This window comes from Fibrobacter sp. UWB1 (assembly GCF_002210325.1).
GTDB lineage: Bacteria > Fibrobacterota > Fibrobacteria > Fibrobacterales > Fibrobacteraceae > Fibrobacter.
In genome coordinates this window covers 316,987-340,763 of record NZ_MWQL01000003.1, presented here as the reverse complement: position 1 = coordinate 340,763, position 23,777 = coordinate 316,987, and the positions used below count along the sequence as shown (strand labels likewise).

The 23,777-nt window shown below is 52.0% G+C and carries 18 protein-coding genes and 1 other RNA gene; 11 read left to right on the top strand and 8 right to left on the bottom strand.

Going from position 1 to position 23,777, the window contains the following annotated elements:
• The 10 genes from B7988_RS04595 to B7988_RS04550 all read left to right on the top strand — a co-directional run.
• Nucleotides 1–1,076, top strand: a 1,076-nt coding sequence (locus B7988_RS04595; protein WP_170930532.1) for a fibrobacter succinogenes major paralogous domain-containing protein, incomplete at its 5' end; no start/stop codon positions are given.
• 95 nt (nucleotides 1,077–1,171) lie between these two features.
• Nucleotides 1,172–2,218, top strand: a complete 1,047-nt coding sequence (locus tag B7988_RS04590; RefSeq protein ID WP_141225557.1) for a fibrobacter succinogenes major paralogous domain-containing protein — start codon at nucleotides 1,172–1,174, stop codon at nucleotides 2,216–2,218.
• A 571-nt stretch (nucleotides 2,219–2,789) separates the two neighbouring features.
• Complete coding sequence (ilvC, locus tag B7988_RS04585) at nucleotides 2,790–4,268, top strand: ketol-acid reductoisomerase (protein WP_073055777.1); 1,479 nt, start codon at nucleotides 2,790–2,792, stop codon at nucleotides 4,266–4,268.
• 216 nt (nucleotides 4,269–4,484) lie between these two features.
• Complete coding sequence (locus B7988_RS04580; RefSeq protein ID WP_073055775.1) at nucleotides 4,485–5,045, top strand: deaminase; 561 nt, start codon at nucleotides 4,485–4,487, stop codon at nucleotides 5,043–5,045.
• A 124-nt stretch (nucleotides 5,046–5,169) separates the two neighbouring features.
• Nucleotides 5,170–6,114 (top strand): TIGR02147 family protein, encoded by a 945-nt coding sequence (locus B7988_RS04575; protein WP_083564451.1) that lies wholly within the window; start codon nucleotides 5,170–5,172, stop codon nucleotides 6,112–6,114.
• Complete coding sequence (locus B7988_RS04570) at nucleotides 6,107–7,795, top strand: right-handed parallel beta-helix repeat-containing protein (protein ID WP_170930531.1); 1,689 nt, start codon at nucleotides 6,107–6,109, stop codon at nucleotides 7,793–7,795. The genes B7988_RS04575 and B7988_RS04570 overlap by 8 nt, the downstream gene beginning before the upstream one ends.
• Nucleotides 7,796–7,813: 18 nt before the next feature.
• Nucleotides 7,814–8,131 (top strand): hypothetical protein, encoded by a 318-nt coding sequence (locus B7988_RS04565; RefSeq protein WP_073320404.1) that lies wholly within the window; start codon nucleotides 7,814–7,816, stop codon nucleotides 8,129–8,131.
• 59 nt (nucleotides 8,132–8,190) lie between these two features.
• Nucleotides 8,191–9,528 carry a carboxylesterase family protein gene (locus tag B7988_RS04560; protein ID WP_088656975.1) on the top strand — a complete coding sequence of 446 codons (1,338 nt, stop codon included), beginning with the start codon at nucleotides 8,191–8,193 and terminating at the stop codon, nucleotides 9,526–9,528.
• Between the two features lie 66 nt (nucleotides 9,529–9,594).
• An RNA gene (gene rnpB / locus B7988_RS04555) (RNase P RNA component class A) lies at nucleotides 9,595–9,966 on the top strand.
• A gap of 302 nt (nucleotides 9,967–10,268) precedes the next feature.
• The gene (locus B7988_RS04550) at nucleotides 10,269–10,574 is read left to right on the top strand and encodes a hypothetical protein (RefSeq protein WP_088656974.1); all 306 of its coding nucleotides are present in this window, start codon (nucleotides 10,269–10,271) and stop codon (nucleotides 10,572–10,574) included.
• A gap of 56 nt (nucleotides 10,575–10,630) precedes the next feature.
• On the opposite strand, the gene B7988_RS04545 is transcribed toward B7988_RS04550, so the two are convergent.
• From B7988_RS04545 to dnaX, 8 genes are all read right to left on the bottom strand, one after another.
• Nucleotides 10,631–12,679 (bottom strand): ATP-dependent DNA helicase RecG, encoded by a 2,049-nt coding sequence (locus tag B7988_RS04545; protein WP_073320412.1) that lies wholly within the window; start codon nucleotides 12,677–12,679, stop codon nucleotides 10,631–10,633.
• Between the two features lie 3 nt (nucleotides 12,680–12,682).
• Nucleotides 12,683–13,696 carry an MlaD family protein gene (locus B7988_RS04540; protein WP_088656973.1) on the bottom strand — a complete coding sequence of 338 codons (1,014 nt, stop codon included), beginning with the start codon at nucleotides 13,694–13,696 and terminating at the stop codon, nucleotides 12,683–12,685.
• Nucleotides 13,697–13,810: 114 nt separating this feature from the next.
• Nucleotides 13,811–15,130 (bottom strand): GspE/PulE family protein, encoded by a 1,320-nt coding sequence (locus B7988_RS04535; RefSeq protein ID WP_088656972.1) that lies wholly within the window; start codon nucleotides 15,128–15,130, stop codon nucleotides 13,811–13,813.
• Between the two features lie 146 nt (nucleotides 15,131–15,276).
• Complete coding sequence (locus tag B7988_RS04530; RefSeq protein WP_088656971.1) at nucleotides 15,277–18,423, bottom strand: efflux RND transporter permease subunit; 3,147 nt, start codon at nucleotides 18,421–18,423, stop codon at nucleotides 15,277–15,279.
• Nucleotides 18,424–18,436: 13 nt separating this feature from the next.
• Nucleotides 18,437–19,480 (bottom strand): efflux RND transporter periplasmic adaptor subunit, encoded by a 1,044-nt coding sequence (locus tag B7988_RS04525; protein WP_088656970.1) that lies wholly within the window; start codon nucleotides 19,478–19,480, stop codon nucleotides 18,437–18,439.
• Between the two features lie 20 nt (nucleotides 19,481–19,500).
• Nucleotides 19,501–20,916 (bottom strand): TolC family protein, encoded by a 1,416-nt coding sequence (locus B7988_RS04520; RefSeq protein WP_088656969.1) that lies wholly within the window; start codon nucleotides 20,914–20,916, stop codon nucleotides 19,501–19,503.
• Between the two features lie 163 nt (nucleotides 20,917–21,079).
• On the bottom strand, nucleotides 21,080–21,388 hold the full coding sequence (locus B7988_RS04515) for a YbaB/EbfC family nucleoid-associated protein (protein WP_073055755.1): 309 nt from the start codon (nucleotides 21,386–21,388) through the stop codon (nucleotides 21,080–21,082).
• A 41-nt stretch (nucleotides 21,389–21,429) separates the two neighbouring features.
• Entirely contained in the window at nucleotides 21,430–23,190 is a 1,761-nt protein-coding gene (gene dnaX / locus B7988_RS04510; protein WP_088656968.1) for a DNA polymerase III subunit gamma/tau, read from the bottom strand.
• Nucleotides 23,191–23,355: 165 nt separating this feature from the next.
• Between dnaX and B7988_RS04505 the strand changes: the two genes are divergently transcribed.
• Entirely contained in the window at nucleotides 23,356–23,733 is a 378-nt protein-coding gene (locus B7988_RS04505; RefSeq protein WP_088656967.1) for a hypothetical protein, read from the top strand.
• The last annotated feature ends 44 nt before the right edge of the window (nucleotides 23,734–23,777 follow it).

The window sequence follows — 23,777 nt, the reverse complement described above, 5'->3', positions numbered from 1 at the left end:
GAACGAAGTGTAGTCGAAGGATCTCTTCTTATTTGTTCTTTTCTGTGTTGTTGGCTTTCCTGGCAGCGTGTGATGATTCGTCGTCGGCATCGGCAGAAAACAGTGAACCTGCGACCCTAAGCAGCGCCGAAGGGCAAGTAAGTTCATCTTCAACAAAAAAATTGACCGTTTCTAGCGATTCACGCTGCGAGGAGTGTAATGACGACGCAATCTCTAGCAGCGGCAATGCGAATTCGAATGGGTCTAGCCGGTCTAGTTCATCCGAACAAAATGTGGCGTCAAGTAGTTCGGAGAAGTTGTCCGAGACAAGTAGCTGTTCTGAGGACGATGACGAGTATTCGTCGAGTTCCGTAATTTTGGCAACTCCTTGCAAGACTGAAACTGAAGATAACTGCGAATATGGGACTTTGCTTGACGACCGCGATGGTCAAACTTACAAGACTGTAAAAATTGGTGATCAATGGTGGATGGCGGAGAACCTGAATTACGCTGACAGTGTGAAGACTCCTAGTTTGTTGAAGCGTAATTGGTGCTACAATAATGAACCTGATAGTTGTTCCAAGTATGGTCGCCTTTACATCTGGACTGCAGCTATAGATTCGGTGAAAATAGCTACAGATTCTGAAAGACCCTGTTTTTGCAGCAGTGAATGGTTGTGTTATAATTCTGATAGGCGGAAATGTGTTCTTCCTGATACAGTGCCGGGTATTTGTCCGAGCGGCTGGCACTTGCCGCATTATCGAGAATGGGATGTTCTGATGGAGGCTGTGGGTGGAGAATCGTCGGGGGATGTTCTCAGGTCCCAGAGTGGTTGGTATTCAAATGGCGATTGGTATGATGATAAAGGATTGGATTCCTTTGGATTTAATGCTCTGCCTGCTGGCGAAGGGTACTGCTCGCTTGACAGTTGTTACTTTGATCGTGTCGTAACTCACGCACACTTTTGGACTTCTGTTGAAATCCCTAGCCATTCTCATGAAGCGAATCTCATGAACTTGTGGTACCCCCGTAGAGAAGGATGGATAATCGGAGAACCAAAGGATTTCGGTCATTCTATCCGTTGTGTAAAAGATTGATTGTTGCCCTGAATTTTGCAGCAGCTTATTATTGGGGATGAAATAAGTTATATTGTCCGCCGGGAAAATTAAGCCTTTGGGGCGAAGGAGTTTTTATGCGTAATGTTATTGCAAACGCGAAGGGAGCCTGCTACGAGCTGTGCGTGGTGGTGGCAATCTCTCTTGTATTGGGTGTTTTCTTGTCGGCATGTAGCGGGGAAGGCGGTAATTTCACAAATCCGAACGATGAAGAACTTGCGGCCTTGAGTAGCGCCGAAGGGCAGGGGAGTTCATCTTCGAAAACTAATGGATCGGGTAATTCGTCAGGTGTCACCCTGAGCGGAGCGTCAGCGGAGTCGAATGGGTCTAGTTCATCCGAACAAGATGCGGAGCCAAGTAGTTCGGAGAAATTGTCCGGGGCAAGTAGCGATTCTGCGGATATGATGGAGTCTTCGTCGAGTTCAGTAACTTTGGCGACGCGTTGCAAGACTGAAACTGAAGATAATTGCGAATACGGGACTTTGCTTGATGACCGTGATGGTCAAACATACAAGACTGTAAAAATCGGCGCACAGTGGTGGATGACCGAGAACCTGAACTATGCCTACACCGGCGTTCCCTTTGAAAACGGCTTCTACACCTCCGATTCCACCAGTTGGTGCTACGACAACGACCCAACCAACTGTGCCAAGTACGGACGTCTTTATACCTGGGCTGCGGCCATGGACAGCGTGGGCGAATGGAGCACAAACGGCAAGGGCTGCGGCTTTATCGACTTTTACAAGACATACTCGACGACCTACCCAGTTCGAGGAGTTTGTCCCGAAGGCTGGCATTTGCCGACTCAAACGGAATGGAACACCCTGTTCACGGCGGTGGGCGGCCAATCAACTGCGGGGCAGAAGCTCAAAGCGGCATCAGGCTGGAATGCGTTTAGTAGCATCACCAATGAGGACACTTTCGGTTTCTCGGCGTTGCCTGCCGGCTACAGGGACGACTGTGGGGATTACTACGACGTGGGCTACGGCGCGTACTTCTGGAGTTCGACGGAGGGCAATAGTAGCCGCGCGTACCTCGTAAACTTGTTCTACGGCAACGACTACGCGGACCTGTACTACAACGGTAAGAACTACGGGCGCTCTGTCCGCTGTGTAAAGGACTAAAAAAACGAATGGATTGACGGCTATGCCGTCCGTAGCTACGGCTCACCAAAAAATATGCAAGCATATTTTTTGCCGGATTCGCCTTGCACACTTTTGCTTCACCCCTGTTCGGGGGTCGCAATGACGTTGAGCAGGGCCCTAAGGCGGAAGAAAATGTGTCGTCGAGCGAACATTCCGGAACGGCCATGTGAGCGAAACGAGCACATTTCTGGAGCCGTGGGCTATTTGAAACCAGGGTTTTGCAGAAAACCCTGCGACTCGGCCATACCAATTTGTGCGAGCACAATTGCCGCGGCTCTCGTCTTACGGGGTTTTAGGGGCGGAGCCACTAGGCGAGGGGGTGTATGGAAGACTTGCCCTAGATCCTTCGACTCCACTTCGTTGCGCTCAGGATGACACAAGGGCAAGGCTGCAATCAGGGGGATTCGTCCCCCTTTTTTCTATTATGGATTGCTTCGCTTCGCTCGCAATGACGTTCTTTTTTGTTTTTTCTAAGCTCTAAGCTCTAAGTTCTAAGTTCTAAAATGCTATATTTGCCCGCGGAACAATTTATTTAACAGAGGTTCAATCTATGAATTATTTCAATTCTATCCCTATGCGTCGCCAACTCGAAGAAATTGGCCACTGCCGTTTCATGGAACATTCTGAATTCAGCCGTGGTGTTGAAGCCCTCAAGGGCAAGAAGATCGTGTTCGTCGGTTGCGGTGCCCAGGGTCTCCATCAGGGTCTTGACCTGCGCGATAGCGGCCTCGACGTCTCTTACACGCTCCGCAAGGAAGCCATCGAACAGAAGCGCCAGTCCTGGAAGAACGCTACTGAAAACGGCTTCAAGGTCGGTACCTACGAAGAAATGATTCCGGATGCAGACCTCGTTTGCAACCTCACACCGGACAAGCAGCACCACAACGTGATTCCGGCCATCATGAAGCTCATGAAGAAGGGCGCGGCCCTCTCTTACAGCCACGGCTTCAACATCGTCGAAGAAGGCCAGGAAATCCGCAAGGACATCACGGTGATCATGGTGGCCCCGAAGGGCCCGGGTTCCGAAGTCCGTAGCGAATACGTTCGCGGTTTCGGTATGCCCTGCCTTATCGCCGTGCACCCGGAAAACGACCCCGAAGGTAAGGGTTGGGACTACGCCAAGGCTTACGCCGCTGGCCTCCATGCCGACCGTCCGGGCGTTCTCGAAAGCTCTTTCGTTGCCGAAGTGAAGTCCGACCTCATGGGCGAACAGACCATCCTTTGCGGTATGCTCCAGACCGGCACCATCCTCTGCTACGACAAGATGGTGAAGGATTTCGGCGTTGAACCGGCTTACGCGGTCAAGCTGCTCCAGTACGGCTGGGAAACCATTTCCGAAGCCCTGAAGCACGGCGGTATCACCAACATGATGGACCGTCTCTCCAACCCGGCCAAGATCCGCGCAACGGAACTCGCCGAGAAGATGAAGAAGATCATGAAGCCGCTCTACTGCGAACACCAGGACAACATCATCTCTGGCAAGTTCTCCAGCACCATGATGGTGGACTGGGAAGCCGGCGACAAGGACCTCCTCAAGTGGCGTGGCGAAACGGGCGAACTCGAATTCGAAAAGGTCGAAGCTACTGACAAGGTGATCACCGAACAGGAATACTTCGACCGCGGCGTTCTCATGACCGCTATGATCAAGGCCGGTGTGGAACTCGCATTCGAAACCATGTGCTCTGTGGGCATCAAGCCGATGAGCGCCTACTACGAATCTCTCCACGAGACTCCGCTTATCGCCAACCTCATCGCTCGTAAGAAGTTGTACGAAATGAACCGCGTGATCAGCGACACCGCCGAATACGGTTGCTACCTGTTCGCCAACAAGTGCGTGCCTCTGCTCGCCGACTTCATGAAGAACGAAGTGAAGAAGGACGACATCGGCGCTATCTACGGCGAAGGCAAGACCACCGCTGTGGATAACGAAGAACTCATCAAGGTGAACAAGAACATCCGTCAGCATCCGGTGGAAGAGGTCGGTGCTTGGCTCAGAGAGAGAATGAGCGGTATGACCCGCGTCGTCTAAGCTTCGCGATACTGCGTTGTGGCTGCGCTCACGTACGCTTAGTACGCTACGCGCATCCACGCCTTGTCTCACTCGCTTATACTTAGCGGGATGAAAATTGAAGAAGTCCGTCGGGTATGCGCCCGGCGGGCTTTTTCTGTATTCGAACTTTCAATAGCCTGCAAACCACTGTCTACTGTCTACTTCCTACAGTCTACTCTTACTATATTATCCCACATGAACAATTCTCAATCTCGCAGCAAGCTTCGTGACGAAGTCTATACCCAGATGATGTGCGCGCAGGCGCGCCTTTCTAAAGACCAGAATACCCAGATGGGGGCGGTGCTGGTGAGTGCCGACGGTCGCGTGATCAGCACAGGCTACAATGGCGCTCCGGCTGGTTTCGACGACGAGACGGTGCCGTACACCCGCGAAAAGCAACTGCTGGCGTACGATTTGCTGGATGCCGATTCGGGCGAGCTCTTGAGCCACCACGAGTTCGAGGCGAACAAGTACCCGTTCATGGTTCACGCCGAAATCAACGCTTTGCACTATGCCCGCGGCAAGGTTCCTCCCGGCTCCAAGCTCTACGTGATCGGGTTCCCGTGCGAACGCTGCGCCCTGGATGTGAGCCTTTCGGGCGTTGCCGAAGTGTTCGTGACCAAGGACGATTACGACCCGAAGTCCACGCTGAACAACAGCCGCGATACGGCTTACTACATGTTTGCGCAGGCGGGAATTATCGTGACGCTGTGCGGTAAGCGCATTCGCCCGGTGGTTTCGAAACCGAACAAGTAGTTTTTATCACACTTTCAAAAGTGTGGACATAAATTTTTGCCTAAATGTAGACTTTTAGGCGAAATATTTATTATATTGATAACCGGGAGCAATTTGCGCTCGGTTTTTTTTATGGATTTTTAATATGGTGAATCTTTTTGAATACTTGAACTACCGCGAATTTTTGCGTGACGCCTATGAAGAGCGCCATAAGGGCGATTGGCGTTTTAGCCACCGCTATATTGCCGACCGTGCCGGGTTCGATGCGTCGATGTTCAACAAGATTCTGCAGGGCAAGCGTAACCTGACCAGTCGCCTGGTTTCGGTGTTTGCTGATATCTTTTGTAATGATGACCGCGAAAAGGCCTACTTTGCCGACATGGTGGCGTTCAACCAGGCTAAGAACCATTCCGAAAGCCGTCAGTACCTGGAAAAGCTGGTGGCCACCAAGGAATGCAAGGTCGAAAATGTGGCTAAGGACCAGTTCGAATACTTTGACCACTGGTACCATGCGGTGATTCGCGAACTGGTAACTTTTTACCCGTATGTGGGCGATGACGCGGCGCTTGGCCTGATGGTGCGCCCGCCGATTACGGCTTCGCAGGTCAAGTCTTCGATTGCGCTCTTGGAACGCCTCTCGATGATCAAGAAGAACGAGGTGACGGGCTTTTACGAACAGACGCAGGGCCTGATTTCGAGCGGGTCTGAATCTTTCAGTACGGCGGTCAACTCTTACATCCAGCAGAACTTGAATGTGGCGCAAGACGCCATGGACCGCTTCGACAGAAATGAACGAAACCTGTCGACGCTTGCTTTTGCCTGTGACGAGGACACCTATAAGGAATTGGTAGAAATGGTGCGCCGTTTTCGCCGTGAAATTCTTGCAAAGGTGGGGCAGTGTGCAAAACCTAATCGAGTGTTCCAACTCGGTATGCAGCTGTTTCCGCTTTCGGACCCGTATCCGCCTCCGCAGCGCCGCGGGCGCAAGCGCCGTATTCGCGGTATGGAAATGACGAACGGCGACGAATTAGAAGTTGCCGGTGATGATATCGCCGGTGAAAATGCCGAAGGGGGTGCGGACAATGCTTAAGAGAAAATCTTTATATGCTGTTCTAGCTCCCATGGTGGCGGGAATGCTTTGCAGTAGCTTTGTGGGCTGCTCTGAACGTCGCGATGTCGCGGGCGGTACCGAAGCCGAATCGACGATCGCGTTGCAGATTCAGTTGGCAAGCGGTAAGCCAGCCGCTTATAGCCGTGTGCGTGCGCTCCCGGAAGGTTTTTTACCCGAAGGCAACCGCGTGGTGCCTTGGCTCGAAACGAATGATTCGGGCTTTGTCAAGATTCCGATGGAACCGGGTTCTTACACGGTGGAGGCTCGCCATGTCGATGGAACAGTGGCAACAGGCGCTATCCGCAGCGTAGACTTGGAGAAAAAGTCGGCCGCTAGAATCGATACGGTCAAGCTCGGCGAACTTTCTTCGATCGAAGGCTACGTGATGCTCGGTGATTCGATGCCGGTGGTCCGTATTGCGGGCCTTGACCGCTACGTGATTCCGGACAGTACGGGGCATTTTGTGATTGACTCGCTCCCGGTGGGCGATTTTGACGTGCAAATCGGCGACCCGCAAGAGGTTTATTCGGCCAAGGTGCAGTCGACGACGGGCGATACCTTGTATGTAGACTGCTCTGATTCCACTTCAAGCATTAATGTGGTCAAGCCTAAGGAAACGGCAGCAAGTGAATATCCCGATGCCGACTGGAACGAACACGATGCCTTGATTAAGTTGGCCGACGGCTATGCTGTAGGCGTGCTCGGTGCTGCGGGCGTTACCGATTCTGCGGGTAATATCAGCAAGCAGAAGGGCGAAGTCTGTATTGTGACCACAACCGAAGACTACATTATTGTCGAAGACACGACCAGTACGGATTCGGCGTCAACGACGGCGGTGATTGCACCGGGGTCGCTCCGTGAATGTGCCTATAAAGAAGGCCCGGTATGGGTGCTTTTCGAAAAAGATGGCACTTATAACCTGCAGGCTCCGCTCCGTTTGAAGTCCGACAAGACATTCGATGGCCGCGGTCGCGATATCCGCATTTCGGGCATGGGTGTGCTTACCGATGCTTCAAGCAACTTGATCTTTGAAAATCTGACCTTTACGGCGCCGTCTATTACAGCGCAAGATACGACCTCTCGCCGCGCCCTTTCGATCCATAACCGTACGCATCATGTGTGGGTGGACCATTGCACCTTCGAGGAATACCCGCTGGTGGAATTCGATGTGAAGCGCTGCTCGCATAATGTCACGATTTCTTGGTCTCGTTTTGAAAATGCTCAGACGGGAGTGCTGTTCGGACTTGCCGGCGATATCATTATGGATACTGCCCAAAGCCTGACAATGCATCACAATTACTTCGAGGGGCTCTCTCGCGACGGAATTCTTGCTCATGGAGGCAAACTTCATGCCTACAACAACTTCTTCTACTCTTTAGATTTGTCGGGCGTGGTATGTTCAGATTCCGCTACCTGCCTGATAGAAAAGAACATCTTCAATAACGAAATGCCTGTGACGTTATACCGCTGGTATTACGAAGACGGTGCTCCGGTGGATTCTACGGTGGGCTTTGCCGACATGGAATCCAACTGGCATACCGCCGGCGGCGAAGATTTCATTACCGATGCTCGCGGCTACAAGCCCGACTACAAGTATACGGCTGATTCCGCCGATGCAGAGCTTGCTTTAAGAGTCAAGAAGCAAAGCGGAGCCCAGTAATTTTCTACTTTAGCGGTCATGAAAGAAAAACTCCCGGCTTTCCTGTTCATGCTTGCAATCCCGCTGTCGATTGTCCTCTACCTCAAGGTAGAGGCGGCCTCGGGTTCCGAAATCGTGGCGCTCTTGTCGGCGGTAGCTTGCTACCTGGTTGTTTTCTTCTTGCTGGCGCTGTTTTTTAATTCCCGCGCGAAAGATGCCGACGGCAAGGCCGTATCCGCTTTGGATAACTTGTTCGCAGAAAAGAAGACAAAGGCTGAACTTGCCCGCGAACAAATCTTACGCAAGCAAAAGGAACTGGAGGCTAAAAAGGCGTCGGAAAATAAACCGAATCCTTAATTGTACGATTGCAGACAAAATTATCTCCTTTAGCTATATTTGGCGTGTAAGGAGATTATATGAAGAAGATTGCCCTTTTCTTAGCCAGCGCGGTAGCCTTTGCCGGTGCCGCAGAACGTTACAAAGACCGCATGTTTGACGTCTCGGTCAAGAGAGATGTCATTTATGCCTCTAACGTAAAACACCTCAAGACACTCAATTCCATCTTGACTGCGATTATTACGTATGCCGTTTTGAACGATGGCATGCCTGTCTACCTGTTTGATAACGAGACTGACCTTAAGGAAGTCAGTTTGAAGATGGATATTTATCAGCCGAAAAACGATACTGAAAAGAAACGCCCGGCTGTTTTGGTGATGCATGGCGGTGCCTTTGCGGCAGGCTCCAAGAACGATTATGACCAGCACACGGTGACTTATTGCGACTCTCTGGCAGCCCGTGGTTTTGTGACTGCGGCGGTGGAGTATCGCCTGGGGATTACGGCTGTCATCAAGGACAAGGCGCTCACTATCGATAGCCTCGATTTCTCGAGAACGGTGTATCGTGGAATCCAGGATATCCGTGCCGCAGTCCGTTACGTTAGGTCGAACGCCGACGAATTGGGCATTGACCCGAATCGCATTTACCTGATTGGCAATAGCGCAGGCGCAATCCTTTCGCTCGAAAACATTTACATGGACAAGGAATCCGAAATTCCGCCGGCAGCAAAGAATGCTCCGGATTTGGGCGGACTCGATGCTTATGGTGTGCAGGGCTATGGTTCTCAGGCGAATGCCGTGGCGGCCTTGTGGGGCGCTGTGCATGATCCGAAAATTATCGAAGACGTGAAAAAGCCGGTTCTCTTGGTTCATGGTAAAGCCGACAGTACGGTCGTCTGGAAGACAGGACGCCCGCTGAGTAACATTGCCGCCGTTCTTGAAAACTTGATGCCTGCGACTGCGGCATCGGTTGGCGCGCTTGCATTCCATGTGGCGACTCCGACCCTTTACGGTAGCTATGTGATTGACTCGGTGCTTACGGCAAACAACGTGGAACATGACACCTACTTTGTCGATGGCCAACCCCATGAATTTTATGATTACGAAGATTATGACGTGAAGGTACAAAAGAAAGTCTTTGACTTCCTTTATGACTTGACCCAGAAACCTGCAAGCGCCGACCGTATTGTGGTGGCTTTGGTTAAGCCGTCTGCACTCCGTATGGGTGAAAACAACATGAGCTTTACGGTGTCGAAGGGTAGCAATCTCGCTTACGCCGTGACGGATTTGCGTGGCCGTATGGTGAAAAACGGCGTGGTTTCTGCAGGAGAAACGGTGGATTTTGCCGACCTTGAACGCGGTGTGTATGTGCTGCGCGTAAAGGGTGAACGTGCCATCCAATTCGGTATTTCTCGCTAAAAAACGTCAAATTTCAAACTTTTTAAAGCGCCCTTTCATTTCGGGGGGCGTTTTTCTATATTTGGGGTGGGGTGGCGGATGGCCGCCGGCAGCAATGCTGGAGGAAAGTCCGGGCACCGCAGGGCAGGATGCTGGATAACGTCCAGGCGTGGAAACACGACAGAAAGTGCAACAGAAAGTAAACCGCCGGCCGCAAGGCAGGTAAGGGTGAAATGGCGAGGTAAGAGCTCACCGCGCTCCTGGTGACAGGAGTGGCACGGTAAACCTCATCCGGTGCAAGACCAAGCAGAATTCCGTTCACGCAAGTGAACCTGGGGCGGCCCGCACCAGCTGGAATTCGGGTAGGTTGCTTGAGGCGGTCGGTAACGATTCGTCCAGAGAGATGGTCATCGCCTTCGCAAGAAGGAACAAAACCCGGCTTACAACTGCCCCTTATTTGAATGCCTCCGCTAACAGCGGAGGCATTCTCCGACTAGGGAAGGCTTCGCCCTCCCTAAAACCCTCCTTTCCCCTCGCAGGCAATCGCTTAACGCAGAGGCATTCTCCGATTAGGGAAGGCTCTGCCCTCCCTAAAACCCTTCTTTCCCCTCGCAGGCAATCGCTTAACGCAGAGGCCTTCTCCGACTAGGGAAGGCTCCGCCCTCCCTAAAACCCTCCTTTCCCATTGCAAAAATACAACAATCGCGAAAGCGCTCGTTGTATTTTATCTTATATTTACTTTATAACGTACGGGAAATATTTTGAATAAAGAAAAACTGAGTAAATTGATTCTGCGCATTGAGGCAACCATTGGCGTAATCGCCATGCTCATGGGAACAATCCTTACGGTTGCCGTTTGGAACGAGGGTTACTTTGTGGGCGCTATGATGATGATTGTCACGGGTGCAATCAGCGTATTCCTCGGGTTCAAGGAACTGGTGCAGCCGAGCGACCATGTGTTCCACTGGTTGCCGCTGTTCTATAAGATTGTGCGCCGCTCGTTTTTCTTCTTGAATGCGGTGCTGGTCGGGCTTGTCATTTTGACGGTCGCCCCGATGCTAGAATAGTACGAAATTCCTTTCGTCTTTCGTCTGTAGGCACGAAGTGCCGTTCTCTCGTCTAATTAATGCACGCCGTCTTCGTTGGCGGATTTCTTTTCGCTATACCACAGCTGGATTTTTTCGCGGGCGTCTTCATCGAAGGCGTCTTTGTCTTTTAGAATGTTTTCTGCCATCTGTAAGGTTTGCGCAATGAGTTCCTGGTCGGCAATCCAGTCGAACCAGCGGAATACCCAGCTGCCGCTCTGTTCGTTGCCTTCCAGATTGCCGGCGCCGCGAGTCTGTAAGTCGAGTTCTGCGATTTCAAAGCCGTCGTCGGTGTGGCTGAATTGGGTGAGGCGTTCCAGCGAATTTTCGGCAGCTTCGCCATCGGGCAACATCAAGAAGCACCAGGCCTGCTGATCGCCACGGCCAACGCGTCCGCGCAACTGGTGCAGTTGCGCAAGCCCGAAACGGTCCGGCTGATCGATAGCCATAATGTTTGCTTCGGGCACATTCACGCCGACTTCGATGACGGTTGTGGCCACAAGAATATGGACCTCTCCGGCGGCGAACCGCTTTAAAATGCCGTCGCGCTGCTCTTCGTCCATTTGACCGTGAATGCCTTCTACCACGACGCTGGAATCAAAGGCGCGGAGTTCGTTGACCACATCTTCGACACTGCGGGCGTTGCCTTCGTCGTCGCTTCCGACGCGGCTTACAATCCAGTAGCACAAGTTTCCGCCCTTCGCCTCGCTGCAAATGAATTTCTTCATGTCGCCGCGCTTGTCGGGGCTTACAAGGCGCGTCTTTACGGGCTTTCGGCCTGCGGGCTTTTCTTTAATTGAAATCACCTGCAAGTCGCCGTACATGGTCATGGCGAGGCTTCGGGGAATCGGGGTGGCGCTCATCACGAGCATGTCGGGGTATTCGCCCTTCGAAAGCAGTGCTTCGCGCTGGTTTACGCCAAAGCGGTGCTGTTCGTCGATAATCACGAACCCGAGCTTGGCAAAAGTCACATCCTTCGAGAACAGCGCATGCGTGCCAATCACCGCCTGGCAAAGTCCCATTTGCAACTCACCCAGAATCTGGCGTTTCTCGGCGGCGGGGGTCGCCCCAACTAAAAGTTGAATGCGCATTCCTGCGGCCTCGAAAAACGGTTTCATCTGCTTAAAGTGTTGCCTGGCCAAAATGTCGGTCGGCACCATCAATGCGCATTGCTCGCCAGCGCCGCACACGGCCAGCATGGCGAGCAGGGCGACCACCGTCTTGCCGCAGCCCACATCGCCTTGCAATAAGGCGTGGAACTGCTTTTTGCCGTTCAGGCCGTCAATGATGCGGTTCAGCGCCGCGTCCTGCCCGCCAGTCAAATTGAACGGCAAGCGCGACTTGGCGAGCATGACCTGGCCCAAGTCAATTTGCCTTTCGTGCCCGCGAACCTTCTGGTTCTCGCGCCGCTTCACCATGCGTAAGCAGAAGGGGAGCAGTTCCAAAACCTTGAGCTCCCGCTTCGCCTTGCGAATCGAATCGAAGTCGGCGGGCTTGTGCAGAATACGCAAGTCGTCAATGACCGGCTTGTAATGCAGGTAATCGGTGAGTTCCCTCGGGCAAATTCCCGAAAGCGTAAGCGCCGGGAAATGGAAAATCACGCTGAACCAGTTGCGAAGCGCCCTTTGCGTAATGCGGGCCTTGATCATCGCCTCGGTCATGGAATACACCGGCAGAATCTGGCCGCAGAACTCTTCGTCTTCGTCCATGGGCTGCATGTCGGGGTGCGTCATCTGGAATCCGCGGTATTCGCCAACGACGCCTGTGGCAAGCCAGCGGGTTCCCGGTTTCAGACGCTTGCTCTGGTACTGCGCGCCCTGAAAAAACGTAAGCGTCAGTTCACCGGTGCCGTCGGCCAAGGTTGCCACATAGCGGCTGCCGCGCCCACGAATAATCCCTCCGCGCAAAATCTTTCCGATCACCACCACGCGGTCGCCCACGTGCAGGTTCCCGATGGCGGTCACCTTGGTCTGGTCCAGGTAGGTGCGGGGAATGTTGAATAGAAAATCGGCAAGCGAAATGATACCCGCAGACTTGAGGGCCTCGAGACTCTTTGGACCCATCTTGGGAAGGTTGTTCAAGTCCATGGCTTACTTTGCTTCGCTCTGGGCCTTTTCTTTTTGGGCCTGTTCAGCACGTTCGCGCGCCTTCACGCGGGCCGTCTTTCCGACAAGGTTCAAGTTCTTCCAGGTGAAGGGCTTGATCGGGTTGCCGTTTTCGTCAAGCATCTTGATACCCTTGGTATCGATGGCGCGTACGATTTCGTTCAGCTTGTTGACCAATTCGTTCACCTTGTCGACCATTTCGGAAGAATACAGAATCTTGCTGTATACAGGGTCCGCTTCGATGGTGTTGATCAACTCGTTTGTTTTTGTGGCGCCTTCCGAAATCTGCTTCATGGCGTTTTCGGCAAGAGCAATCTTTTCGTTAATGGTACCGGTTACGGTTTCGATAGCTGAATCGGCCTGGTTTGCAACCATGTGCAAGTTGCGGCTAGCGACATCGGCCTGCTTGAACAGGTTGTTCAATGCCGGTTGCAAAGTCTGGAGAGTCCTTTCGGTGTTCGACAGCGCCATTTCGATATTTTGAATGACGTATTCCACTAAGGCGCTTGCAGAACGGTGTGTCGAGTCGCCGTTTGTCACTAGGTATACAATATGGCGGATCGTTTCGACCTGTTCGTTCACGTTTTCGATATAGCGCAACACTTCGGCAATACCCGGTTCAAAATGCCCCGTGTGGATGTAGCTTTCGGGGAGCACCTTGCCTGTCTTGGACGGAATGATTTCGAGCCTGCGCTGGCCCATGATCGCATAGTTGATGTTGTTGAATTGGGTGCCTTCGCGAATCACGATAGGTTCGTTGAACTTGATTTCAACGCGGGCGCGGTCGCCGAGCCACTGGACCTTGCCAATCGTTCCGACCGTGTAGCCGCGGATCATCACCTGATCTTCGGGTTGCAGGGAACCGAGCTCGTCGAAATCGACCTGAATAATGGATGATTCCTCATGATGGGCATCCCACATGCAATAAGCGATGAGGGCGAACAGCCCAAACAACGCTACCAGCGAAATGTAACCCAATGCACGATCGGAAATCTTCATGGCCGAGAATATAGTAAAAAATGTTATAAACGATACTTGGTACTTTAGTACCTTAGTAGAGTTATCCTCTATGAGGAAATGTGAAGTGTGAAATGTGAAATGAACTATCTTACATCACACATCACTCATCTCACATTCCACATTGCCAAAAACTCTTTTTATTTCTGTTATGTCGGTATATCCGCTTTCAACGAGTCTCCTTGCGTTTTCCCGGAGCGTGCCGTCAACGTAATTGCCGTCGGGCATTAGAATCTCGACCACCGCTTGGCGGCCCGAATAGGGGAATGCTTGGGCCGGGCGGCAGCGTACCAGGCGTTGCGCCATAATGCCTAGGAACGATTCCTGCAGGGCCGTTCGCGAAATGCCCAAATCCTTGAGACGGGCGAATCCGGCCTTGGCAGAATTCGTATGCAAGGTCGATACGACCAAGTGTCCGGTTTGTGCGGCGCGGAGGGCGATTTGCGCGGTCTCCTTGTCGCGGATTTCGCCGACCATGATTACGTCGGGATCTTGGCGCAAAATGGCCCGGAGCGCTACGGCAAACGTGAATCCGCATTTTTCGTTTACCTGCACCTGAGACACCCCCTCTAGCGGATACTCTACTGGGTCTTCAATCGTTGTCACGTTGATTTGCCTATGCACGATTTCTTGCAAACCGGCGTGGAGCGTAGTCGTCTTCCCGGACCCAGTCGGCCCAGTTACCAGGAACAATCCCTGCGGGCTATGGAATACTTTCCGCAAAAACTCAAGATTCCTTGAACTCAAACGCAGTGATTCCAGCCTTGAGTATGGTTCGCTTTCAAGGCGTGAAAACGCAATCGGGCTACCCGCTGTCGGTAAAATCCGGAGCACCGCTTTTTCGCCCCCCTGTACGGGGAGCGTGCTCACGCGAATGTTTGCATTATGGCGGAACCCGCTAAAAGTGAACGAGCCGTCGTGCGGAATTCTTTTGTCTGTAATGTCAATCTCCGAAAGAATCTTCAGCCGGACTAAAACCGGTTCCCCAATCCATAAAGGCAAACTCTTATAATCGTTCAGCAATCCATCTTGCCGCAGCCGTACACGAAACGCCTGTGACGCAGGCTCCAGGTGAATATCGGTCGCCTTTAAATCAATCGCCTGCTCAATCAGGCTGTCGACCAGATTCACAATCGGTTCAGACTCCCAAGAGGCATTTTGCGCATTCTCGGGCTTTAATAAATCATCGTCGAAGTTTTCGGAACACTTGCTCAACAGCTGGAAAATCTCGGCCTTGCTCTTGATGCAGACCTGCACAGGCGCGCCAAGTTCCGTTCGCACCTTCTGCAGCAAAAATTCATCGCAGTCGTTTGTAACCGCAACAGGGTAGGCCTGTTCCGGCCTGCAATCGCTCAAGTCGCCCAATAGGGCAACCTCGTGCTCGCGACACCATTTCGTTGAAAGTAAAGACTCCATACCTCGAAAATAAAAAACATTCCCGCGCAAGCGTGCAACACATTGTTTGCAAGATTTTTAGCCGAACGGAATCGGTGAGCCGAACGGTATTAAAAAGTCCCGACTCTAGTGAGTCGGGACTTACTTCTCTCTCTATTGTCTAAATCTTATGCCTTATGGCGCTGGAAATTCTTCTTGATGTTTCCGGCTTTCTTCTTTGCCTTGTGGAATATGGCGTTCGGGAGCCAGAAGAAGGTCGGCACCAAGTACATGGTAAGGATTGCAGACACAATCAAACCACCCACAGAGGCAATACCCATCGGCTGCGTCATGGCGGCCACGTTACCACCGAGGGCGAATGCCAGCGGGAGCTGAGCCACCACAGATGCAAACGTTGCAAGCACAATCGGCTGGAACTTGGTTTCGCCTGCGGTCATAATGGCAGAACGTCTGCCCATAGCACCACTTCGTAGTAGTCTGTTTGCTTCGTCAAGCAATAGAATGGCGTTGTTCACCACCACACCGATAAGCATCACGATAGCCATCAAGGCAATCATCGAAAGTGCCTTGCCGGTAACGATAAGAGAAAGAATCACGCCTATAGCACCCATCGGGATTGTCGTCATAATAATGAACGGCTGGGCAAAGCTTTCAAGGAGTGCAATCAACAGAATGTAGGTGAGGATGATAGCCATCAGGATGGCCGTCTTGAATTCGTCCACCATGTCATTCTGCATGTCTGCGTTACCGCCAAAGCCGAACGAAATTCCTTCGGGAACTTGATCCTTCATTTCTGCGGCGAGCGCTCCGACCTTGCCCATGATTTCACCAGTCGTGTGTCCAGGCAACAAGTTCATCGAAACGTCCACGCGTCTCATCTTGCGCTTACGGTCAATACGGGTCGGGCCAGCGCCATCTTCGATGAAGAACAGCTCGTTGGCATTTACGTATCCCTTGGGGGTCAAGATGGGAAGGTTTTCGATATCGGCGTGGCTTTGACGGTCTTTTTCCATCATGCGCACGTACACGTCATATTCTTCACCGTTGTCGGTATACTGGCCGGCTTCATAACCGCTCACGGCAATGTAGTTGTAGTTTGCGGCGGTCTGAAGCGTAATGCCGTAATCAGCGAGAGCCTGGCGGTTCGGGATAAGTCGGATTTCTGGCTTACCTGCTTCGTAGCTCATCTTCACGTCAACAACGCCTTCGATGGTTTCCCTTATTTTATCCATCACGATTTCGGAAGCCTTCACCACGGAGTCGGCATGCAGGCCGCTTACTTCGAGAACCACGTCGCCAGCGGAGTTGTTGCTCATTTCGGAGGCGGAAGTAGACTTGATTGAAATAAATGCATCAGGAATATTTGCAAGGTAAGGGCGTAGCGAATCGACGATTTGGTCGGTACTACGAGTACGGCCTTCCCAGTCCTTCAAGAGCTTTACACGCATGGTAGCCTGGTTTACGGTCGTAAAACCGTTAGAACCACCCACGTTCATGCTGTAGTGCACGATTTCGGGAACACCCTTGACTCGCTCTTCAATAATTCGTGCTACGCTGTCGGTGGTTTCGATGTTAGTACCCACAGGCATTTCGAGCTTCACCGAGATCATGCCCTGGTCCTGTTTCGGCATCACTTCGACCGTGAGGAAGTTCTTGGCAAGAACGCCCACGAAGAAAATTCCTGCGCCAAGAGCGACGACCTGGAATATGACGCCCGGAACAGAAAGGCAGAACGAAAGGGTCTTGAGGTACACAAAGCGAATTCCATTCAAGGCCTTGGGGAAGAGGGAGAGAATTCGGTCGAGAATCGAGGGCTTTTCTTCGATAATGTTTCCGTTTTCGTCTTTCTTCTTGCCCTTGAACAAGTAGGCTGCCATGAGCGGTGTCAAGGTGAATGTCACCAAGAGCGACACGAAGGTTGCAAACACCATGGTCAGACCGAACGTTCTAAAGAAGATACCGGCAATGGACTTCATGAAGGCAATCGGCACGAACACGCAAACGTTGGTGAGTGTCGAAGCCATGATGGCGACCATGATTTCACTGGTGCCCCTGTAGGCAGCTTCTTTCGGGTCCAGCCCGAGCTTCAGCTTTTCGTTGATGTTTTCAAGCACCACGATAGAGTTCGTCACCAACAGACCCACGGAACTCGACAGAGCCATGAGCGACATCATGTTGATGCCAAAGCCCGCAAAATACATAAGGGTAAATGCACCAATCACGGAAATCGGCATCGTAAGGGCCGCAATGAACATGGTCGAGAACTTGCCGAGGAACAAGAGCAAAAGTCCAGCCGTAAGGCCGATTGCGATAACGATATTCTGAATCACGTTATCGATAGCTTCGTTCACTGCTTCGGACTTGTCGTAAACCAGGTGAAGTTCGAATCCTTCGGGGAGTGTTTGCTGAATCTGGGCCATGCGCTTGAGCACGCCTCTCGAAACTTCAACCACGTTAGCGTCGGAACGCTTCTTGATGTCGAGCGACACGGAGTTCGTTCCGTTGAAGCGGGAAGCAGAAGTAATTGATTCAATCGTGTCCTTGACGTCGGCGATTTCAGAAAGCTTGATCACGCCTGTTTTGGTCGGAATATCCAAGTCGCGCATTTCGTCGAGGCTGGTGAACTTACCTGCGGTACGCACGGTCGTGTTCTTGTGCTTGCCGATGACTTCACCAATCGGGTTGTTGACGTTAGCTTGTCCGAAAATTCCCATGATGGTCGCAATGTCTACATTGCGGTCGATCATTTTGTCCTTGTCAAGTTCAATGGAAATCTGGCGTGTGGTACCACCGAAAATGTCTACGCTTGCCACGCCCGGAACAGAGGTGAACAGCGGTTCGATTTCGTCTTCCACCTTTTGGCGGAGTTCCGTGGAGTTCAGCGGACCGGTAAACGAAATGGACATGATGGCCGCACCATTGATGTCCACCTTCGAAATAATCGGTGCCTGCACGGCATCCGGGAAGTCGGCTGCCGCAAGTTCGATTTTAGAACGCACATCGTTTGCTGCCACGTCCACGTTGATACCCATGTTGAACATGGCGATCACGATACCGTAGTTTTCAAGGCAGATTGACTGCACGTAATCGATACCGTCCACCAGTTCCACCTGATCTTCGATAGGCTTGATGATGGTCGTCTCGATTTCTTCGGGGTTTGCACCCGGGTAAATGATGGTGCCGGTGACCACGGGGACGTCGAATTTCGGCATCAAGTCCACCACCATCATAGAATAGGTATAAAGACCGAAAACCACCACGGTCAAAATGACCATGATCATGGTTATCGGTTTATAGATACTGGCCTTAATCATTCAGAATCATCTCCTATTCAACGATCAGCACTTTGTCGCCGTCGTTCATCTTGGACTGGCCTTCGACAATCACGGTTTCGCCACCTTCAAGGCCTTCGGTAACCTGTACGTCGTTCTTGGTCTGGACACCGATTTTCACAATCTTGCGGAGAGCCTTTCCTTCGGGGGTAACGGTCCAAATGGCGTTAATGCCATTGCGGTAAACGATTGCTTCGGCAGGAACCACGATGCCTTCCACCTGGCGTGCATCGAGTTCTGCGGTCACGTACATGCCGGGTAGGAGCTTCTTGGCCTTGTTGTCGAACGTAATTTCAACCGGGAAGAAGTGGGTTGTCGGGTCTGCTGCGAGCGGAATCAGAGTCACCTTACCCGTGAACGTTTCGTCGGCGACAGTGACTTTGGCAGATGCCCCCTTCTTGAAGAATCCGATGTCCTTGCTGGTGATGTTCAACTTCAAGATAACCTTGTTGAGCTTTGCAATGGTTGCAAACTGAGCGCCCTGTCCCGGAGTCTGGCCAACCTTGAACTTGATTTCGGTCACCACGCCTGCTTCAGGAGCAAGAATCAAAGTGGCACGGCGGGCGGTTTCAAGTCCCATCTTTGCGACCTTGAGTTGCATTTCCTGGCTGTCCATGTCCTGTTGGCTGATGCCGCCCTTGGCATGGAGTTCACGCATGCGTTCAGTTGCTTTTTCAAGAACGGCAATCTTTTCTTGTGCTTCCTGGTACTGGGTGTTGTCGCCCGTAAAGAGGTATTCGGCGATTACCTGGTCCTTCTGGACGGTGGAGCCGACCTGTACGTTGATCTTTGCAATCGGGTCGCCCATCTTGCAAATGGCGCTGTTCTGGTTGATGCCTTCGATAGTGCCACTGAACTTGCGGACATCGATCAGTTTGGAGGTGCCAGCCTTGACGACGCGGGCGGGCTTACCCTTTTCTTTCTGGATTTCTTCGATAGTCGACGCCTTCTTTTCGGTATTTTCTTCTTTCTTGTCGCAGGCGACAAGCATCAGCGATGCGACAGCGATTGTCAGGAGGGTTTTAACTGTCTTGTTCATTTCTTTCCTCGTCTCTCTTATTAATATTCACCGGTGGCCTGAAGGAGGGCGTTGTAAGCCTGGTTCCAATTCACGATAGCTTGCATGTAGCCGATCTTCGCTGTGCGAAGGTCGTTTTCTGCAGTGAGAAGGTTCAGCTGGGTTTCTCTTCCGAGCTTGTAGCTATCGTTGGTCAGGTCGTAATTCTTTTGTGCCAGGTCGATTTGGCGCTTGGCAATTTCAATCTGGGAATTTGCGTCTTCGAGCGTGTTGGCGCAAGATTCAATCTGCACGCGGAAGCCGCGTTCGGCGGTTTCTTTCTTGATTTGGGTGCTACGCAAGTCGGATTTTGCCTGAACGACCGCTTCCTTGGTTTTCATGCCATTGAAGAGGTTCAGCTTGAGGTTCAAGGCGATGTACTTGCTGATGTTTTCGTCCCAATCCGGAGCATCCCACTGGTAGAAGTGGTTCTTGTTGTTGGTATACTTGAGGCCACCTACCAAAACGAGTGTCGGTTTGTAGCCACCTTCTTCGATCGAAACGTTCTTTTGGAGCATTTCTTCGCTTGCTTCGAGCATCACCAGTTCCTTGCGGCGCTTTTTCACATTCGCCATGGAGGTGTCGGGATAGGTGTAACCCTGCAACGGATCGCGGAGGTCTCCCTGGAACTTGACGTCGGAATCCCATTCAAGGCCCATGGTGTTGAGAAGGGCGTTGCGAGCGAGAACGCGCTTCTTTTCGGTGCTGTTGATTTGGGAGGTCAGCTGGTCCATCTTGAGCTGCACGCGAATCAGGTCCAGTTCGGTAACCATTCCGCTTTTCAGGGCTTGTTCCACGAAGTCCAGGTTTTCCTGGAGCATGTCCTTGGACTGGTACAGGATAACGATTGATGAATCCAGGAAAATGAGCTGGTCGAATGCATTTTCCACGTCGTAGCGGACGTTTGCCTTGGTGTTTTCAAGGTTGACTTCCTTGACGTGCCTATAGGCCTTGGCGATTTCGATGCCGGTACCGACCTTGCCTTGGGCGTAAAGGATCTGGGTGGCGGTAAGGCCCACGCTGGACTGCCAGCGGTAACCTTGCTGGGACATGCCGTAGATCAGGCCGTCGATGGCGCCTGCGTTCACGTAGTCGTAGGCAGAAGGCTCAGAGCCGTCATTCAACTGAGACTGGGTCTGGTTCAGCGCGTTGAATATGGGCTTTTTGTTGTTTACATCGTCCAAACCGAAAATACGGGTGACGGTGGCATCAAGATCGATTGAAGGTAATGCGTTGCCGTAACCGGCATCAACCTGGGAATTTGCCGAAATGACTTCTTCTTCGGCAGTTTTGACGTCCGAGGACTTTTCAAGGGCTATTTTGACGGCTTCGTCGCGCGTGTAGGTTGTAGCACCCGCCCATTGCGGGGCTGCGAGGCACAATGCCATAGCCGATAATGCTGCTAAATGCCTGGGCATTCTTACTCCTATATACACTTTTTTTGCGCAACAAATGTAAAAAAATCTTGCACTATATAAAAGGGAGCAACGGTGTTTTAAGTGATGAATTGCACTTATTTGGGGACGAAAAACAGTCTGCCGGAGGGACAGACTGTTGCGGTGAACATTTGTGTAATTTTGGCTACATCAGGCCGGGGATTTTCATGCCACCGGTAATACCGCTGATGCTTTCCTGAGTGGCGTCGTCTTTTTTCTTGACGGCTGCGTTGATTGCTGCCATGAGCAGGTCTTCGAGGGCTTCCACGTCGTCCTTGTCGACGGCATCGGGATTGATCTTGATCATGGTCAGGACTCCCTTACCGTTCATGGCGACCTTCACCATTCCGCCACCGGCTTCGGCTTCGAAACTCTGTGCCTTAAGGTCGCTTTGTGCTTTCATCATCTTGCTCTGCATCTTCTGGAGATCGCGAAGCATTTTGCTCATGTCCATAGTGTTTTCCTCGTTAAATGTTTTTAGGGTAATATAGAAAACTATTCGTCACTTTCCGTGGTGTCGCAACCTTCGGCTTGCTGGGGGGCTGCCACGGGGCGAGTGCTCTTGATGCTGTAAATCAGTTCGGCGGCGAAAAGTTCCTTGAGCTTTCGAAGCCCGGGTTCTTTTTCCATGTCCAGTTCAAAAGGCGACATTTGTGCCTGCTTGCGAATTTGGAGCTCCGATTCGTTGAAGGCTCTGGTCTTGAGGGTCAAATCCACCTGCGTCTGGAGCATTTCTTCGAGCATTTGCTTGATGCGTTCCATGTATTCGGGGTGGTCTTCCATTTGTTTTACGCCCCAGGCGTCGCTTGCGTTGTCGCCCAAGTAGGTGAGCGCGATGGGGAAGGGGGTTGCCTTCAAGTCGCCTGTTTCGAGCACGGTGTCGTTCAGGGCCACCGAGAACGCGAAATCGCCGGAATCGGCAATGCGGGTCTTGATAGAACCCCAGGCGGCAGAAATCTCGTAACGACTGTAAACGTCGCCATTGTATCCGCTGGCGATGCCGTTTTGTAGGGCTGCGAAGGGATTTTCGTCCTGTTGCTGTAACGCCTTGGCTTCTTCTTCGGCGTCAAGCATATTTTGGACATCAGTTACTTTTTTTTTTAACGCCTCGTCGGAGGCGCTTTTCGGGTCGTTGATGGCGGCAAGTGCACGCCTCAAATCCGTAAGCCTGTCGAGCCATGCCATGCGGGCAAACGTGGTTTCTACCAGCAGGCGCGGGTTCGTGCTGTAGCGTAGCGTTCCCTGCAGGTCAATCAAGAGTTTGCTGATGCGCAGAATGTCGCCGTTCTTGAGTTCGGGCACTACGCTCTTGTACTTGGTGAACATTTCTTCGGAAATGTTCAGGGCGTCGGGCGTAAAGGCGTCAAGGCGGGCGTAAAGCAGGTTGCGCAAGAACTTGCCGAATCCGTCGAGCAAGGGCGTAAATTCGATACCGCGCTTGCAGGCGTCGTCCACCATTTTAAAGCAACCCTTGAGGTCGTGGCTTTCGATGGAAGAAATCAGCGAGAAAAAGAGTTCTACAGGCGGAATGCCGAGGACGCCACGGACTGCGTCGGCGTTCATTTCGTTGCCGGTAAAGGCGTATGCCTGGTCGAAGTAGGTGAGGCCGTCGCGCATGGAACCGTCGGCTTTTTCGGCGAAAATGTCGAGGGCTTCGTCGGTGGCGTTGATGCCTTCTTGTTCGCAGATGTAGCGCAGGCGGCTACGGATTTGTTCAATCGTGAGTCGCTTGAAGTCGAAACGTTGTACGCGGCTAAGAATCGTCTGCGGGACCTTGTTGACTTCGGTGGTCGCGAAGATGAAAATCACGTGTTCAGGCGGTTCTTCGAGCGTCTTGAGGAGCGCGTTGAAGGCTCCCGTCGAAAGCATGTGGACTTCGTCGATAATGAAAATCTTGTATTTGCCGATGACTGGCGGGTACTGCACGCGTTCAATCACGTCGCGGATGTTGTCGACGCCGGTATTGGAAGCGGCATCTATTTCGAACACGTCCATCGGGTTTCCGCCGGCAATGTCCTTGCAGCTTTCGCATTCTCCACAAGGGTGCAGCGGGTCTCCGCCTTTGCAGTTCAGCGTGCGGGCGAGGATACGGGCACTGGTGGTCTTACCGACACCGCGGGTTCCGGTAAACAGGAATGCATGGTGCAAGCGACCTCCTTCAATTGCGTTTTGAAGAGTCTTTGCGATATGTTCCTGACCGACCATGTCGGAAAAAGATTGCGGACGCCACTTTCGGGCCATTGCTACGTATGCCATGACTTTAAATGTAGTAAAAAGTCAGAAATGTGAAGTGTGTGGTGTGAAATGTGTAATGACTAATGAGAAATGACGAATGGCTGATGAAAAATGGGTAATCTTACATCCCACATTCCACATTTCACATTTTTTTTTATTATTTGTAAATAAAACCACGAGGTAATCATGAATCCGAATTTAGCGCTGTTGATTCTTTCTTGGCAGGTGGCTTGCCTTTTCCATGAAAACGAAACCGACAAACTCTTGGAAGGCTCCACTTCGGCGACCGAAGCCGAAAGCGATATGCTCGATGCGATTCACGACGAACTGACCCCGGATGTTTCTTGGGACGATTTCAATAGCGCTTACGCCAAGTTCAAGTCCGCCAAGGACCGTGCCACTGCCTGCGTAGAAGCAATCAAGAATGAGTCCGGTGAATTCAAAAGCAAGGTTCTTGAATCGATGCTCCGTGTAGCGAACGCCTCTAAGGAAGACGAAAACGAAAGCAACGTCAGCCCTGAAGAAATGGACTTTATCCAGCAGATTAGGGAAGCGCTGGAATAGCGATTAGGTCGGCGTAACCGCCTCTGAGGTCGCTTCGCTTTGAG